The 14,883-nt window shown below is 57.9% G+C and carries 17 protein-coding genes and 1 pseudogene; 10 read left to right on the top strand and 8 right to left on the bottom strand.

The genetic code is table 11. The features are described from left to right. Window positions 1–116: 116 nt before the first annotated feature. The 3 genes from BM300_RS04125 to BM300_RS30970 all read left to right on the top strand — a co-directional run bounded on the left by BM300_RS04125 (window position 117) and on the right by BM300_RS30970 (window position 3,901). Window positions 117–2,516: a TonB-dependent receptor gene (locus tag BM300_RS04125; RefSeq protein WP_092346242.1), complete on the top strand. Its 2,400-nt coding sequence runs from the start codon at window positions 117–119 to the stop codon at window positions 2,514–2,516. A 380-nt stretch (window positions 2,517–2,896) separates the two neighbouring features. Continuing rightward, a complete protein-coding gene (locus BM300_RS04120) occupies window positions 2,897–3,481 on the top strand; it encodes a DUF805 domain-containing protein (protein ID WP_092346244.1) in 585 nt (194 codons plus the stop codon). 237 nt (window positions 3,482–3,718) lie between these two features. Then, window positions 3,719–3,901, top strand: a complete 183-nt coding sequence (locus BM300_RS30970) for a hypothetical protein (RefSeq protein ID WP_158265806.1) — start codon at window positions 3,719–3,721, stop codon at window positions 3,899–3,901. Between the two features lie 168 nt (window positions 3,902–4,069). Here BM300_RS30970 and cynR read toward each other — a convergent pair whose 3' ends face one another. Next, window positions 4,070–4,957, bottom strand: a complete 888-nt coding sequence (gene cynR / locus BM300_RS04115; RefSeq protein ID WP_092144730.1) for a transcriptional regulator CynR — start codon at window positions 4,955–4,957, stop codon at window positions 4,070–4,072. Between the two features lie 109 nt (window positions 4,958–5,066). Here cynR and BM300_RS04110 point away from each other — a divergent pair, with 109 nt between their 5' ends. The 3 genes from BM300_RS04110 (at window position 5,067) to BM300_RS04100 (ending at window position 6,603) form a co-directional block, all read left to right on the top strand. Continuing rightward, window positions 5,067–5,726: a carbonic anhydrase gene (locus BM300_RS04110; RefSeq protein ID WP_092346246.1), complete on the top strand. Its 660-nt coding sequence runs from the start codon at window positions 5,067–5,069 to the stop codon at window positions 5,724–5,726. Window positions 5,727–5,765: 39 nt separating this feature from the next. After that, entirely contained in the window at window positions 5,766–6,236 is a 471-nt protein-coding gene (gene cynS, locus BM300_RS04105; protein WP_063320589.1) for a cyanase, read from the top strand. 112 nt (window positions 6,237–6,348) lie between these two features. Beyond that, the gene (locus tag BM300_RS04100) at window positions 6,349–6,603 is read left to right on the top strand and encodes a DUF2790 domain-containing protein (protein ID WP_092346248.1); all 255 of its coding nucleotides are present in this window, start codon (window positions 6,349–6,351) and stop codon (window positions 6,601–6,603) included. 363 nt (window positions 6,604–6,966) lie between these two features. Here BM300_RS04100 and BM300_RS04095 read toward each other — a convergent pair whose 3' ends face one another. The 5 genes from BM300_RS04095 to BM300_RS04075 form a co-directional block, all read right to left on the bottom strand. After that, window positions 6,967–7,587, bottom strand: coding sequence for a hypothetical protein (locus BM300_RS04095; RefSeq protein WP_092144643.1), 621 nt, complete (start codon window positions 7,585–7,587; stop codon window positions 6,967–6,969). A 135-nt stretch (window positions 7,588–7,722) separates the two neighbouring features. Next, complete coding sequence (locus tag BM300_RS04090) at window positions 7,723–8,172, bottom strand: GNAT family N-acetyltransferase (protein WP_092144645.1); 450 nt, start codon at window positions 8,170–8,172, stop codon at window positions 7,723–7,725. Window positions 8,173–8,409: 237 nt separating this feature from the next. After that, complete coding sequence (locus tag BM300_RS31520; protein ID WP_092144647.1) at window positions 8,410–8,928, bottom strand: addiction module antidote protein; 519 nt, start codon at window positions 8,926–8,928, stop codon at window positions 8,410–8,412. Between the two features lies 1 nt (window position 8,929). Continuing rightward, entirely contained in the window at window positions 8,930–9,244 is a 315-nt protein-coding gene (locus BM300_RS04080) for a type II toxin-antitoxin system RelE/ParE family toxin (RefSeq protein WP_092144732.1), read from the bottom strand. Window positions 9,245–9,413: 169 nt separating this feature from the next. Further along, the gene (locus BM300_RS04075; protein WP_063320592.1) at window positions 9,414–9,686 is read right to left on the bottom strand and encodes a hypothetical protein; all 273 of its coding nucleotides are present in this window, start codon (window positions 9,684–9,686) and stop codon (window positions 9,414–9,416) included. A gap of 341 nt (window positions 9,687–10,027) precedes the next feature. Here BM300_RS04075 and BM300_RS04070 point away from each other — a divergent pair, with 341 nt between their 5' ends. From BM300_RS04070 to BM300_RS04060, 3 genes are all read left to right on the top strand, one after another. Next, window positions 10,028–10,987: a hypothetical protein gene (locus BM300_RS04070; protein ID WP_092346250.1), complete on the top strand. Its 960-nt coding sequence runs from the start codon at window positions 10,028–10,030 to the stop codon at window positions 10,985–10,987. Window positions 10,988–11,426: 439 nt separating this feature from the next. Further along, entirely contained in the window at window positions 11,427–11,945 is a 519-nt protein-coding gene (locus BM300_RS04065) for a GNAT family N-acetyltransferase (RefSeq protein ID WP_092346252.1), read from the top strand. 34 nt (window positions 11,946–11,979) lie between these two features. Further along, window positions 11,980–12,615 (top strand): pyridoxamine 5'-phosphate oxidase family protein, encoded by a 636-nt coding sequence (locus BM300_RS04060; RefSeq protein WP_092462087.1) that lies wholly within the window; start codon window positions 11,980–11,982, stop codon window positions 12,613–12,615. Window positions 12,616–12,708: 93 nt separating this feature from the next. Here the strand turns inward: BM300_RS04060 and BM300_RS31270 are convergent. Further along, window positions 12,709–13,054, bottom strand: a pseudogene (locus BM300_RS31270) (cytochrome c). Window positions 13,055–13,114: 60 nt separating this feature from the next. On the opposite strand from BM300_RS31270, the gene BM300_RS04050 reads away from it, so the two are divergent. Beyond that, window positions 13,115–13,786 carry a DUF2268 domain-containing putative Zn-dependent protease gene (locus BM300_RS04050; RefSeq protein ID WP_092462085.1) on the top strand — a complete coding sequence of 224 codons (672 nt, stop codon included), beginning with the start codon at window positions 13,115–13,117 and terminating at the stop codon, window positions 13,784–13,786. On the opposite strand, the gene BM300_RS04045 is transcribed toward BM300_RS04050, so the two are convergent. Beyond that, a complete protein-coding gene (locus tag BM300_RS04045) occupies window positions 13,740–14,261 on the bottom strand; it encodes an HIT family protein (protein WP_092462083.1) in 522 nt (173 codons plus the stop codon). The genes BM300_RS04050 and BM300_RS04045 overlap by 47 nt on opposite strands. Between the last annotated feature and the right edge of the window lie 622 nt (window positions 14,262–14,883).

The following is a 14,883-nucleotide window of genomic DNA, read 5'->3' as shown; positions in this document are numbered from 1 at the left end:
CCTGTACCTTCAAAAAAAGAAAATATTTAGGCGGCGATGGTTCAGAAATCATCGCCGCCTTCGTCTTCCGTTCCTGCAAATGCGACTTCTTCGTATTGAAAGCCAAGGACATCAGCATGCGGTCGACTTCCTTCCTCGCGGCGCTAGCCGTTCTTCCCCTGGCCATGGCCGCCGCACAGGCGCGAGCCGTCGAGCTCGACGTGCCTGCCCAGCGGCTCGACGCGGCACTCACCGATTTCGCCGAGCAGGCCAACGTGCGGTTGCTCTATGACGCTGGTCTGACTCGTGGCAGCGCCATGGTGCCGGCGCTCAAGGGCGACTATTCGGTGGTCGACGGCCTGCAGCGGTTGCTGGAGGGCAGCGGCCTGACCTTCCAGGCCGGCAACGACGGCACCATCACCCTGGTGCCGCAGCCCGAGCAGGGCGTGCTGGAGCTGGGCCCGACCACTATCAGTGGGCTCGCCGAAGACCGTGTCGACCTGCCGGCCGAGTACGCCGGCGGGGAGGCGGCGCGCGGTGCCCGCATCGGCGTGCTGGGCAACCAGGACATGCAAGATGTGCCCTTCGCTTTCTCCAGCTACACCTCCGAGCTGATCGAGAAGCGCCAGGCGCAGACCCTGGCCGATGTACTGGCCAGCGATCCGGGCGTGCGTCAGTCGTTTGGCTTTGGCAACTTCTCCCAAGTGTTCGTCGTGCGCGGGTTCCAGCTGTTCAGCGACGACATTGCCTTCAACGGCCTGTACGGCATTCTGCCGCGCCAGATCATCTCCACCGAGTCGGTCGAGCGGGTCGAGGTGTTCAAGGGGGCCAACGCCTTTGTCAATGGTGTATCGCCGTCGGGCAGCGGTGTCGGCGGGGCGATCAACGTGGTCTCCAAGCGTGCCGAGGACACCCCCACGCGCAGCGCCACCCTGGACTATGCCAGCGACAGCCGAGTGGGTGGGCACCTCGACCTGGGCCAGCGCTTCGGCGAGGACAACCGCTTCGGCGTGCGGGTGAACCTGGCCCAGCGCGAGGGCGAGACCGCGGTGGACGATGAGCACTCGCGCTTCAGCCTGGCCACCCTCGGTCTGGATTACCGCGGTGACCGTCTGCGCCTGTCCGCGGACCTCGGTTACCAGAAGCAACGGGTCAATGAGGGACGCTCGGTGGTCTACCTGACCACGACGGGGCCCACCAGCACACTCAACGGCAAGACGCCGTCGGCACCCGACGCCGACCACAACTACGCGCAACCCTGGAGCTGGTCGCAGCTCGAAGACACCTATGGCATGTTCAGCGCCGAGTACGACCTGTCGCCCACATGGACCGCCTACCTGAGCGCCGGCGGCAAATACACGCGGGAGAACGGCGTCTACGCCTCCAACTACGTCTATGGCGCGAATGGCGACGCCCGTATCGGCCGCCTCTATTCGCCGCTGGACCAGGAAACCCTCAGCGCCGTCACCGGGCTGCGCGGCGAACTCGCCACCGGGCCGGTCAGCCACCGCATCAACCTGGCCGCCAACGGTATCTGGCAGGAGAAGCGCAACGCGTTCGAGTCCACCGCGGCGGGCAGTCGCGGCTTCGGCAATCTGTATGACGGCCAGCCCGTCGCCGAGCCGCCGGCCACCAGCGTCTCCGGCGATATCCACGACCCGGACACCACCGCCAAGGTGCAGAACCGTAGCCTGGCGGTGTCCGATACCCTGGGCTTGCTCGACGACCGCGTGCTGCTGACCCTGGGTGTGCGCCGCCAATCCATCGGCGCTGATGCCTGGAGCGCGGCCAGCGGTGTCCGCACCTCCAGCTATCAGGAAAGCATCACCACGCCGGCCTATGGCCTGGTGATCAAGCCCACCGAGTTCCTGTCGCTCTATGCCAACCGCGTCGAGTCGCTGCAACAGGGCCCGACCGCGCCGGCCGCCGCGCTCAACAACGGCGAGATGTTCGCGCCCTATCGCTCCAAGCAGACCGAGGTGGGCGCCAAGCTCGATTGGGGCACCTTCGGCGGCAGCCTCAGCCTGTTCCGCATCGAGCAGCCGCAAGGCGTGCTCGGCGGCGACGGCTACTACCGGGTGGATGCCGAGCAGCGCAACCGCGGCGTGGAACTGAGCCTGTTCGGCGAACCGCTGGACGGCCTGCGCCTCCTGAGCGGCGCCACCTGGACCAAAGCCGAACTTAGCGGCACCACCGGCGGTCGCGACGATGGTAACCAGGCGGTGGGGGTGCCGAAATTCCAGTTCAATCTGGGCGCCGACTGGGATGTGCCCGGCTTGCCCGGGGTGAGCCTGAACGGCCTGCTACTGCGCACCGGCGGCCAGTTCGTTGACAGCGCCAACGAATACAGCATCCCCGCCTGGACCCGTGTCGACCTGGGCGCGCGCTATCGGACGAAAATGGATGGCCGCGGGGTGACCTTCAACGCGATGCTGGAGAATGTTGCCGATGAGAATTACTGGGCCTCGGCTAATGGTGGTTATTTGACTCAAGGTGCACCGCGTACGCTGAAGGTGTCGGCTACTGTTGATTTCTGAGGTTGCTCACGATTAAGGAGGTGCCGTTGCAAGCTGTGTGGAAACACGCTAAAGGCGATTTCGCCAGGCGCTCCGAGAGGCTGCATTTGCGGCCTCTGTTGTTATTGCTGTGATTAGGTCGATTGGAGCCTTTTGCTAGGCAGGAGTCGGCCAGAAGCCGTCGTTCAGAGTAGGGACATGACCCGCCTTCTTACTAGCGGCAAAACACTTCATAAGGTGTACTGCGCGCACCATGCGACAGACCCCCACATGCTGTGGTGCGCACAGCCCCCCTTACACGATAGCGTTTCCTCTTGAGTTTGATGCCGGCCTTCGATTAGATACCAAGCGTAAACGTTGTGACGTGAATAGCACCATCAAACACAAGGAAATAGCACTAAATGGCAAGGATAGAACCCGTTTTCGGCAGCATCAGCAGCGAAATCGAAAACCCATACCAACTGGGCGACGCCCAACTGATTGACGACGAGGTTGTCACGTTTTCAAAACCCAGGATTTTTGATTTTTCCGGGCGTATTTCTCTGGCGCGCTTCTGGCTGATTCGTGTGCCCTTGGTGCTGGTTCTTCCGTGCATTTTGCTGTCGTTCTTTATGGTGGGGTTGCGCCATCAACTGGTGGTTTTGCTGATAGTCGGTGTCACCGTTGTCGTTCCTGCCATCCTGCTCGACGTGTCTCTACTGGTACGTAGGGCACGTGATCTAGGCTGGAGTCCGATATGGGGAATTCTCTGGGTGTTCCCTGTTATCGGCTTTGTGATAACGCTTCCGCTCATCATGCTTCCGGGGCGTAAAGCGATTAATAAATACGGCCCGCCCAATCCACCTCTCTCGACGTTGGTAAAGCTACTTACCGCGCTGTTGGTGGTTCTGGTGCTTGTAACTTCAACCGTGCTAGCTGCGTATTTTCCCCAATACCACCCACAGGCACTCTACGAGTGGTTCGTTAATGCATTGGTTCAGGCATAACGTTAGCGTACGCGAAGTCCATGCTTCGCCTCATTGCGCGGCGCCAAGTGCTCAGGTGCCTTTGTAGAGAGCGCTGCGCGCACCACGCGATAGCCCTGCGTACGCCGCGGTGATGTCCAAGTAAAAAAGGGGACTGATTTATTTGCTTGAAAATAGTTTCGTTCCCTTATCGGGCCCCCTTTTGTTATTTGTATTGCCAGCACCGGGCAGGTTTGGAGGTCTTCCGATGCGCCAAGCTTGACCGCAGCTGATTTTCTCGCAGAGGATTTTGCTATAGGTTTTGATGCGGCGACCGGTGTTTTTCCAGCTTTTGGAGCCGCAGCTTTGGAAGTCACCGCTAATGTTGTAATGGAAAAAAACGGGACAAAAAAATGGGACAGGCTTATTTTTTCTGATAATAAATCTGCCCCCTTTCCCTAGACCGGCTGGAGCCAGCCAGAAACCGCCACTGCAATCGCAGCGTCCGAGCATATCTTCGTGCGGACAGCAGCGTTCCGAAAAAAGGGGCAGTCTGTTGTTTTCCAACAAGCCTGCTATCAACACGGCACAGGCTCGGCTCAGCCCCGTCAAGCTCGACGAGCACAGGTATTACACGTTCAGTTGAATGGATACCTCTTTAGCCACCTCGATGAAAACTCGCATCGCTGCGCTCTGAAAGGCATCCTTGCGCCGCATAAGGACGGCGGTGCGTTGCAAGCGCTCGGGCTCCAGTGCGATAGCCACCAGATCATCATGGGCCAACGCTATTTTGGCAGGCAACAAAGTCGATAGATTTGTCCTGCGAACAATTTCGATCACGGCGCCGAGGGCATTAGCCTCCATCTGCACCTGAGGATGAATCGCGTGTTTGCGGAAGTAGCGGTCGATTTGTTCGCGGGTTGCAAACTCTGGACTGAGCAGAATCAGGGATTCAGCATTCAGGTCCTGCAATCCAATGGACCGCTCCTCGGCCAAGCGGTGTTTGCGACTCACCACCAAAGCGAGGGTTTCGTTCAGCAAAGGGACGGCATCAATGTTCGGTGTATTTATTTCATCGAACGCGATCCCCGCGTCCAAATCTCCTGCCAAAAGCTGCTCCTCAATGCGCTCTTGGGAAATCTCCTTCAGGTTGAGAGTGATTTTAGGATGCCGGGAGTGAAATGCTTCGATCACCGGCCCCACCAGATAGGTCGTGAACGTCGGCGTCACGGCCAGGCGTAATGAGCCGCGGGTGAGGTCGCTCACATCATGGATGGCGCTTTTGGCTTCCCGCAATTGCTGATAAGCACGGCGCGCATACAGAAGATAGACGTCTCCCGCGTCAGTCAAACGGGTTGTGCGTCCTGAGCGGTCGAACAACTGGGCTCCAAGGCTTTCTTCCAACTGCCTCACCTGCTGCGAAAGGGCTGGCTGAGAGACGTGCAGCGCCGCTGCGGCCTTCGTAAAACTGAGATGTTCCGCAACCGCGAGGAAATATTGGACGTGCCGAGCAAGCATGGTTTTTGCCATAAGGTAATCTGATCCATCTCATAATAAATGAGACTTTTACCTTATGTAACGCGTTGCTTAGTCTTTGTTTCACACCCGCGACATTGAGACAGCAACCATGAAAGCGATCATCGACGGTTTTCTGAAATTCCAAAGAAACGCCTTCCCTAAGCGAGCCAAATTGTTCAAGGACCTGGCCAATCAGCAGAGCCCGAGAGCGCTGTTCATCTCCTGTTCTGATAGCCGCTTGGTGCCGGAACTAGTCACCCAGCGCGAGCCAGGCGATCTGTTTGTCATTCGAAATGCCGGCAACATCGTGCCGTCGTATGGGCCAGAGCCGGGTGGCGTTTCGGCCTCGGTTGAATACGCAGTCGCCGCACTTCAGGTCGCAGACATCGTGGTATGCGGCCACTCCGACTGCGGCGCGATGACCGCTGTGGCAACTTGCAAGTGTCTGGATCACATGCCTGCCGTCGCCGGATGGCTCCGTTACGCCGACTCGGCCAAGGTCGTTAACGAAGCCCGCAAACACCCGGATCTGCCGAGCAAAGTAGCGTCCATGGTGCGCGAAAACGTCATCGCGCAGTTGGCCAACATCCAGACACACCCATCCGTTCGCCTGGCTCTCGAAGAAGGCCGCCTGACCCTGCATGGTTGGGTCTATGACATCGAGAGCGGGCGTATCGACGCCTTCGATGGCAGTACCGGGATCTTCGTGTCCCTCGCGGAGAACTCCGAAGTTCACGCCGTTTCCCAACAAGCCAGGCACGTTGCCTGAAGCCTGTACCTGCACCCTTGCTAACCCAGGAGATACGCCATGATCCAGACTCAAGCCACACGCACCGCTCGCCAGGAGCTGACTGAAACCATCATTCTGGCTAAGGCTCGCAAAGACCTGTCCTTCGCCGAAATCGTTGACGGCACCGGCTTGTCCGAAGCCTTCGTCACTGCTGCCTTGCTCGGCCAGCATCCGCTGCCTGCCAGCGCCGCCAATGTCGTGGGCAGGAAACTCGACCTCGATGCTGATCAGATCGCCTTGCTGCAATCGATGCCAATTCGCGGCAGCTTTTTTGACGGCGTACCTTCCGATCCGACCATCTACCGTTTCTACGAGATGATCTCGGTATACGGCACCACCCTCAAAGCTCTGGTTCACGAAAAGTTCGGCGACGGCATCATCAGTGCCATCAACTTCAAGCTGGACATCAAGAAAGTCGAAGATCCGGAGGGCGGCCATCGTGCCGTGATCACCCTGGACGGCAAGTACCTGCCTACCAAGCCTTTCTGATGTAAGTCAGCCCGGCGTCTGGCGGCGACCGGGCTACACCCCAAACCTTTATTACGACTGAGCACAAATTGAGTGCTTTGGCCTTCTCACGCCCTCATTGCAGGTGATTGCTATGAGACTGTTACTCGTTTTATTCCTGGGCTGCCTTGGCTCTGTCGCCATGGCCGATGAACAGGATACTCAGGCAGCGCAAGTTAGGGTCGAGCCCTATCGTTACTCTCAGAACCTGGATATCGCGCACATTGTGGCGATGACTCCAATACCCAATATCTGCGACGTAGTGCCGGTGCGGATGACTTACGACGACTCCAAGGGCGATCGGCACATCATGGAGTGCCAGGTTATAGGTACGGGCTGTACCAATTGACTCCTCTGCCGTTGACTCACCTGGCGCTTGATCACTCGGCGCCGGGGGAGGGCGGCAAACATCCGCCGACCCCTGTGCTTTTTGAGGGCAATACCCTTCGCTACTTGCGCCTCGCGCCACGCTTGCTGCTTCTACTCGTACGGTATTCTGGAGAAAGGAACAGATTTGTTTTTCTGATAAAAAATCTGTTTCCTTTTTTGCAGGTGAATTCAAAATCGTGGCCTGTCCCCAGCCTCACCAGCTTCACGAGGGCGGCTGTCGCGAGCCGAGCCACCGGGGCGTCTCGGCCCTTCCGGCTTCATCCTTCATACCTACGGGCTTCGGCCTGCGCGCACCGCTTGCGAGGGAACGCACCACTCCTTGTTAATCTGTAACCTGCTGGCAAGGGTTAAAAACCTCGGTTACGTCGAGTGTTGTATGCCACGGAATGGCAGTGCCTGACACCATTCCGCCTACGGTTTGCTGTCGACCCGACTTGCGCACATATCCGCCATCCGCTCCAGTGAAGACTTGCTGCCCTGGCTTCGTCAGGTAATCAAAGAAACTGACTTTCACAGGCACATTCATTTGTCCACCAGGCGTAATGACGGCGAGCATGATCGCTCGGTCTTTGGTGAATACAACGAACGGTTCGACTCCAGTGCGACCACCAACTGTCTTCACGCACTGCACTTGTTCTGGGAGGATGCGTGCGGTTTCAGTGTAGGTGTGGTTGTTGTAGAGACTGAGGATCAGGCCTTTGCTGGTCAACACTCCCAGGCCTTGAGTGGCTTTGCAGCTGCCTTCGCTTCCATATGGGAACAAGCACCAGTTCGTTTCCGACACGGCTTGAATATCCGATGGTGCAATTTTCAGATCGCGCTGGATTTGGGCTTTTGATTCCGGCGTGTCATAAGGGATCATCACGCATCCCCCGACTGTCACTGCTGCGATGAGGCCTATGGCCGCAGCTACGTTTTGGATTGATGATCTGAAGGTGTTCATTGTTCGCTCTCTTTGCTGTATTGCCACCACTGGAAGGCTGTGGTGATTTTGGTAGCGAACCTTACGGCATGGGCGGCAAGCAGTCATCCTCATGCTGATAGCTGGATCGGTAGATGACTTAACTGGACGCTTACCCTACAGCCGCTTCTCCATAACGATGGTGCGCTCCGCCCCATGAAACTCCTCTCGGATTTTCTGATAACCCAACGCTGTATAAAACCTTTCAGCTGTAATCGACGAGGGCACACGTACAGCTCCAACTCCTGCGCTGGCAGCAGTTGTATGAATGACATCCATCAAATGCCGCCCGATACCGCCTTTCTGGTGAGCCGGGTCAACGAAAACACTTCTGACCACATCACCGTCGAGACCGGCAGTGCCAATAATGTTTTCGCCCAATAAGGCTACGAAGACCCTACGCTTCGTAAGCTGTGTGGTGATGGCTTCAGGAGAAAAGCTCTGCTCAACCTGAGCGATCACATCAGGCGGATAGTCCTGTGAATTTGACTCACGCAGGGCGGCAATAACTACGCGGCTTATCGCTGCTGCATCTCTGCTCGTGGCGGGACGAACGTGACATTCCATGCTGGGACCTCAATCCTAAAGGATTACAGCTTAGCGCATCGCAATGTGCCTTCCCCGGACGCTGACACTCATGTTTGCACTTCCACTGGTCAAGGGGGAAGTCAACATCGCAGATGTTCATGCTTATTGAAGGACTCAGGGTGCTATATCCGAAGCTTCATGCAGCGATTCGCGACAACGCAGATTTGTTCTTAAAAGGGGAGCCCCGTGAAGCTGTGCGAGGTTTCGCAGATGGATTCAAAATCGTGGTCTGTCCCCAGCTTCCCACCCAGCTTCCTCAGCTGATTTTCTCGCAGCAGGTTTCGCGTCTGTTTTAGCCGCCGGTACGGCTGGTTTTTTCGCAGCGGATTTTGCTGTAGGTTTTGATGCAGCGACCGGTGGTTTTCCAGCTTTTGGAGCCGCAGCTTTGGAAGCCACCGCTAATGTTTTAATCGGTTGTACCGTGAGTTCCACACCCATCGCGGTCATCAATTTCCTGATGGTTTCAAACCGCGTTTTTGCTCCAGATTTCAGCACCTTATAAAGGCTTTCACGATTAACTCCGGCATCTTTGGCGACTTTATTGACACCTTTAGCTTTTGCGACCTCGGCCAACGCATGAATAAGACTCTCTGTGTCATCGGCTTTCATACTTTCAGCCAGATAAGCCGCTATAGCTTCTGGGGTATCGAGAAAACGCGAAGCCTCGTAACGAGTCGTACCGGTAGTGCCGAGGCTAAGGACCGGCATATCCTCAGGATTGAATTTGTCGCTCATGTCATTGACCTCTCAGGGCATCAAGAATCACTTTGGCTCTCTTAATGCCTCGTTTTTGATCTGTTTTATCGCTTCCGCTGAGCATCAAGTACTCTGCGGTCCCCGAGCGTACAAAGTAGATTCTGTACCCCGGTCCGATAAAAACACGCATTTCGCTCACCCCATCGCCAACCGGTTCGCAATCACCAAAATTGCCATTTCGGGCGCGATCCAGGCGGGCCAAGATGGCCGCTTTTCCTTGAGCATCCTTCACACTGTCAAGCCAATCCTCAAAATCGGGCGTCTGGTGGATCTCGTACATTTTCTTATCGATCATAGTCTCATTTGTAGCCATATGGCTACTCCTGATAGATGGGAGGATTGACTGCAGATCATGGTTCTTTTCATCGAACATAGAGCCGATGGTGTCGCTCTGGCTGGCAGTAGGCGCTATTTGTATGCTGCAGTTGCGTGAAAACGGGCGCTCTCAGGCGCCCGTCGTTCCATTAGTTTTCGACCTGCGCCTGAAGTCGCCTACCAATCACCTCCAGCAAATCACACCCATCCCGCAGCGGAATCACCAAAAGCTGCGCGAAATCCGAAAGCACCACCGTATCGCTGGCAATCTCGGAGCGAAACGCGATGTTTTCCAATACCTGGGTCACGGTACGGATACGGTAATCGGCAGTTGCGTGCAGGACGTCAAGGGGGGCTTGGGTGTCGATAAGCAGGGCGGCTGGGGTGCAGTCGATGCCGGTGATGGGGATGTATCTCTGCATGGGATTGCTCCATTTGGTTAGAGGGCTTATCCGATACGCAGGTCGCCAAACCTGATCACCATGGTTGGCGACGGAAAGAACTATAGATTTGCGCCCCCAAGACGAACAAGGTGAGAGATTCCGACGCCTTCGTAGGAATCATGAGAATTCTCCAAGGAAACGAATCGACGTGATCCATTTCCGTAGGACCAATTGCTCACACCGCAGAAAACCCACCCGATTCCTGAGTCTCCCGGGCATCAGGTATTCTCCGCCCCCTGAAACCCCACCCTGGCCCGAGGCGTTCAATCGTCATCCCAACCCCTCGAACAGTCTGCAAAGCAACGCAACAGGAGTCATGCATGTTGATAGGACATCGGTTCGAGCGCACGGCGCAGGGTGACCTGCACATCCATTCGCGCAACGTGGTGCAGAGCTTGGTCGTGTTGGTGATAGGGGCGTTGGCCTTTATCTTGCCAATGGCGTTCGCCGTGTTCGTGATGGTTGACGGGGCCTCGTTGATGGCTGAGGTGGATCCACTGTCCGCTCTATTGATGGTGCTGCTGTGGCTGCTGATTCCTGCCCTTGGCCTGCTGCTGGTGGTGTACACCGGCGTCCACGAGACGTTGGTGTTGTCGCGGGTCGACGGCGAAGGCAAGCGCCTGACCCGCAACTTTTTCGGGCGCCGCGAGCGTGTGCAATCGGCCTTCCAGATCGAGGCTGCCAAATTCCTCGAACTGCGCCGCCTCCCGCAGGCTGGGCGAGCTCGCACCCAGCTGTGGCTGATACTGCGCGATGGCACCGCGCACCGCCTGACCACCGACAACGTTCCGGTGGTGCCGGGCAGTCAACGCACGGACTTGTGGCTGCGGGAGCTGGCCGACTACCTGGGCGTGGCGCTGCCCACCGAGGTGGTCGAAGGGGCGGCGCCGGTTGTGAAGGTGCCCTATAGGCCAACTCCGGCCCCTACCAGCGGCAAGGCGGTAAGGGCAGCCCGTCAGCGCCGGGAAAACGGCGACGCTCCTGCGCCTGAGCCGACCGAGAAACTGGGCATGCCCGCACGAGCCTTGCTCATGCTATTGGGCGCCTTCTTTGCGGTGTTGGAACTGACCAACATCATGACCTTGGTGCCGGCCATTTTTACCGGACGGCTGCGCGTCAGTGGCTTTCGAACGGGCTCGACGACCTTCTACTGGGCCGAGCAGCCATTCAGTTTTTCCTTGAACCTGCTGGAGGGTATCGTCGGAGGCGTGGTCGTTGGCTTCATTGCCTGGGGTTGCCTGTACATGGCGATCCGCGGCCGGATGCGTTCCAAGCCCTGAGGGTCGTCCACCCGGGGCTTGACCCTCACGCAACGTGAGGCTGCAGCATGGGCGTCGTCTAAGGAAACAGGAGTTGAAACGATGTTGCTTCGAGTGGGTGAACTGGCCAAGCGCACGGGATTGACCGTGCGGACCTGGAGAGCAGGGGCGGGCACTGGCCGGGCGCTGGCTCGCCCTGTTCCGGGGTTATGCCGGAGACGATCCGCGCACCCATCAGAAGATCCGCCAAGCCATGCAACAGGAGCCCAGTCTTGCCGAGGGCACCTGGCTGGATGAACGCTGCGTGGGCTTTCTGGAGAAAGCGGTGGCCGAGCTGATGAGGGAGGCGCATTGACCACAAGGGTCATTGCGCTGATGCTTGCGCAGGCTGCGCCAACGAATGGGCGCGGCCTGCCAGGCCCTTGATCGGGCCAGTCCATTCACAGAACCGAGGGAACCTATGCCTGTGACTGTTCGTGTCGCCGTTGCGGACGACGCACAAAAACTGTCCGCCATCGAGGCGTCCGCCGCCCTGGTGTTCGGAAGCATTGATGGGCTGAGCTGGGTGGCGCAGTCGCCGCCGATGTCTGTCGAGCGACATCGCCAGCTCATTGCGTTGTCGACGTGCTGGGTTGCCCTCGATGACGAAAGCGCACCGCAAGGGTTTCTCAGTGCCGAGCGCTACGGCGAGGCTCTTCATATCCATGAGATATCCGTCGCGCGGCCCTGGCAGGGCCGGGGCGTGGGGCGGCGTCTGATAGAGGTTGCCCAGGAGCATGCCCGCTCCAACGGGCTGCATCTGGTCACCCTCACAACATTCATTGACGTGCCCTGGAACGCTCCGTTTTATGCACGCATGGGTTTCCAGGCTCAAGCCACCCAAGACCTGGGGCCGCGACTGGCGGCCCTGTTGAGTGCCGAATACCAACGCGGATACGCACCGGGCAGCCGCTGTGCAATGGTCTGGTCAGTCACCTGAATACGATTTTTAAATACCTGCAACGGAGACAAGCATGGAACGCGACAACGACAGCAGCAGCGCCTACATCACCACGATGCAAGCGCTGGAAAGCCTCTATGGCCCCGTCGCGAAACCCTCAATCCTCAAGGAAGTCGACCATATCCATCCGGTTTACCAGCCCTTCATAGAGGCTGCATCCTTTGCGATCCTCGCTTCCTCAGGCCCCGGAGGGCTGGACGCGTCTCCGAGGGGCGACGCGCCGGGGTTCGTTCATGTCCATGACAGCAAGACGCTGTATTTGCCCGACCGCCGTGGCAACAACCGTATCGATTCCCTGCGAAATATCGTCGAGGATTCTCGGGTCGCGCTGCTTTTTCTCGTGCCCGGCGTGGGGGAAACCTTGCGCGTGAATGGCACGGCCAGAATATCCGTCGAGCCAGCCCTGTTGTCCCGCTTCGCAGTAAAAGGGCAACTCCCTCGAACCGTTCTGGAAGTCACCGTAACCAGTGTTTATTTCCAATGCAGCAGGGCGGTGATCAGGGCGGGGCTGTGGGACGTAAAGCGGCAGATCGAGCGCAGCGCACTGCCCACGGCCGGTGAGGTGTTCAAACGCATCTGCCCATCGCAGGTCGATGGCGACGCTTATGACAAGGCACTGCCCGAGCGTGTTGCCAATACGCTTTACTGACGGTGTTTTTTAAAACACTTCAATGCCCAGGTCCGAGAAATCTGGGCATTGCCTGTTGTTATCGATAAGCCGAGGGGGCAGTTTCCCGTAAGATCATTTATTTGAAATGACCTCACTCATGTATTGATGCAGATCGCGCAGGTCCTTGACGCTCCAAGGGTGCGGCGGGATCTTCACGCCATTCTCTTTCAAGGTCCTTGGAATCAGGTTTCCATTTGGGCGAAGTATGATCGACGAGACTATCACTCCCGGGTAATCGGTCAGTCGTTTTTTGAAGGCGGGGTGTCGTAAGGTCGGGGATGGGGGGGCTTTTCTTGGCCAAGGCGCCTTTTCCTTTAATATCTGAGCCATGGCACACGGAACCGCGATAGTTTTTTGCCAGAGATGACCTGGCAGGCGAGGGCAGCCGAATCTGTATCGACACGGACAGCTGCGCCATGGAAATTTACTGTCGCGAGCGGCCTAGTGCCGTCGAGCCAGTACTTGAAAGGAGAGGGTCATGGAGAAATGGACGCTGCACTGGCTGGAAGCCTCGGGGAGCCTGGCCGAGCTTCGCAGCAAGCTGGCTGATGAATTCGCTGCCGCTTATGAGGCCATAGCGCGCCTGATGCCCCCACCGCGACTCGATATTCTGATTCAGAGGCTTTCGGGCGAAACCATTCCGGAAATGGGTTTGGTAGGACGGGCGTATCGCAGTTCGATGTTCACCATGACCCTTGATCCCGACAATCCAAATTTCTTTTCCAGCCTGGGCGCCGGTGCATTACGCCGACATGTTATCCATGAGGTTCATCATTGCCTGCGCATGGGCGGTCCTGGCTACGGCTGGACTCTAGGCGAAGCTTTGGTCAGCGAAGGGCTGGCCGGCCAGTTTGTTCGGCATTTGCTCGGTAGCGACCCAGAGCCTTGGGAGTATGCCATTGCATCTGCGGATCTTTTGCGCTCACCGGCTAGACTACAAGCGCTTGAATCAAGGCATTACGATCACAACGAGTGGTTCTTCGGTGTCGGCGACAAACCCAAATGGCTCGGTTATTCATTGGGTTATCAAATGGTTGGACGCTGGCTTGCATTGAGGGGGGAAACCGACAGTTTAACCTGGGTCAACGTACCCGCAGCAGACATCATGGCCATTGCGCTGGAGGAAGGTCTGGTGTTGGCCGAGCCTTGAACGACTCGCGCAAACATTCAATCACTTGCTCAATCGACGGCCCCTGAATGGCTGGCGGCGTCGTGCTCTCCCCAAACTCCCGCCAAATGAACAACGTCAGCTCCGCACCGTCGGTCATTGTCTGGGCATTCCCTGGACTCCCAAAAGTCTCCAGCAGCCTGTACCGCGTATCTTTCCAAAACAACGTCTCGACCCAGTCGTACACCGGAATGAAATGGAAGTGGATGGGGTAGCGGGGATCGTGGCCGAATCGGCTGATGTAAAGCCATTTGGGGTGGAGCTGTGTTTCAAGAACGCTCTGGACATGCGCCATCAGGCCACCCAGCTCTGCTAATGCCGACGCGGGTAATTGAGCCAATGAGTTCACATGAGCCTTGGAGCCGAGCATGAGGTAGCCGGGTAGGGCGGACGCCAAGTGATGGTTGACTGTCCAATGGCTCGTTTCATGGAGGATAAACGGTGGTGCTAGTTCCAAGGCAGACTCCCTGTCGTAGTGCGGTCAGGACCGTTCCTTCAACTATGTAACATTTTTCAGCCGTGCGCTGACAGGCGAGACGGGTGAGGACCCGTGGCGAGGGAGCTTGCTCCCGCTGGGCTGCGCAGCAGCCCTAAAACCTACCCCGCGGTGCATCAGGCAGAACGCGTTCAGCTTGGTTGGGGTCGCTTCGCAACCCAGCGGGAGCAAGCTCCCTCGCCACAGGGTTTTGTTTGGTCGGTGGACCGAGTTGTCAGCTTTGGGGTCGCTTCGCGCCCCAACGGGGGATAAATCCCCTCGCCACAAGAATGGTCGGCGGGATGCCGCTCAGCGCAGTCCAATGGCTTTTGTGGGGAGGGGTCGCGGACCGTTCCTTCAACTATGTACATTTTTCTCAGCCGTGCGCTGACAGGTGCGGTTGATGAGGACCCGTGGCGAGGGAGCTTGCTCCCGCTGGGCTGCGCAGCAGCCCTGTAATCTACCCCGCGGTGCATCAGGCAGAACGCGTTCAGCTTGGTTGGGGTCGCTGCGCAACCCAGCGGGAGCAAGCTCCCTCGCCACGGGTCTTGTGTTGTCCGGGCACCGAGGTGAACGCTTTAGGGCCGCTTCGCGGCCCAACGGG

The sequence above is a fragment of the Pseudomonas sp. NFACC46-3 genome (assembly GCF_900114515.1).
In the GTDB taxonomy this organism is placed as follows: Bacteria; Pseudomonadota; Gammaproteobacteria; order Pseudomonadales; family Pseudomonadaceae; genus Aquipseudomonas; species Aquipseudomonas fluorescens_Q.
The sequence above is the reverse complement of the archived record's forward strand: the minus strand, read 5'-3'. Positions and strand labels throughout refer to the sequence as shown.

Excerpts from the sequence above, each read along its gene's own strand:
- BM300_RS04050 (WP_092462085.1), top strand. The coding sequence starts at position 13,115 with ATGGAGAAATGGACGCTGCACTGGCTGGAAGCCTCGGGGAGCCTGGCC.
- BM300_RS31520 (WP_092144647.1), bottom strand. The coding sequence starts at position 8,928 with ATGAGCGACAAATTCAATCCTGAGGATATGCCGGTCCTTAGCCTCGGC.
- BM300_RS04065 (WP_092346252.1), top strand. The coding sequence starts at position 11,427 with ATGCCTGTGACTGTTCGTGTCGCCGTTGCGGACGACGCACAAAAACTG.
- BM300_RS04095 (WP_092144643.1), bottom strand. The coding sequence starts at position 7,587 with ATGAACACCTTCAGATCATCAATCCAAAACGTAGCTGCGGCCATAGGC.
- BM300_RS04100 (WP_092346248.1), top strand. The coding sequence starts at position 6,349 with ATGAGACTGTTACTCGTTTTATTCCTGGGCTGCCTTGGCTCTGTCGCC.
- BM300_RS04090 (WP_092144645.1), bottom strand. The coding sequence starts at position 8,172 with ATGGAATGTCACGTTCGTCCCGCCACGAGCAGAGATGCAGCAGCGATA.
- BM300_RS04075 (WP_063320592.1), bottom strand. The coding sequence starts at position 9,686 with ATGCAGAGATACATCCCCATCACCGGCATCGACTGCACCCCAGCCGCC.
- BM300_RS04060 (WP_092462087.1), top strand. The coding sequence starts at position 11,980 with ATGGAACGCGACAACGACAGCAGCAGCGCCTACATCACCACGATGCAA.
- BM300_RS04125 (WP_092346242.1), top strand. The coding sequence starts at position 117 with ATGCGGTCGACTTCCTTCCTCGCGGCGCTAGCCGTTCTTCCCCTGGCC.
- cynR (WP_092144730.1), bottom strand. The coding sequence starts at position 4,957 with ATGCTTGCTCGGCACGTCCAATATTTCCTCGCGGTTGCGGAACATCTC.
- BM300_RS04120 (WP_092346244.1), top strand. The coding sequence starts at position 2,897 with ATGGCAAGGATAGAACCCGTTTTCGGCAGCATCAGCAGCGAAATCGAA.
- BM300_RS04110 (WP_092346246.1), top strand. The coding sequence starts at position 5,067 with ATGAAAGCGATCATCGACGGTTTTCTGAAATTCCAAAGAAACGCCTTC.
- cynS (WP_063320589.1), top strand. The coding sequence starts at position 5,766 with ATGATCCAGACTCAAGCCACACGCACCGCTCGCCAGGAGCTGACTGAA.
- BM300_RS04070 (WP_092346250.1), top strand. The coding sequence starts at position 10,028 with ATGTTGATAGGACATCGGTTCGAGCGCACGGCGCAGGGTGACCTGCAC.
- BM300_RS04080 (WP_092144732.1), bottom strand. The coding sequence starts at position 9,244 with ATGATCGATAAGAAAATGTACGAGATCCACCAGACGCCCGATTTTGAG.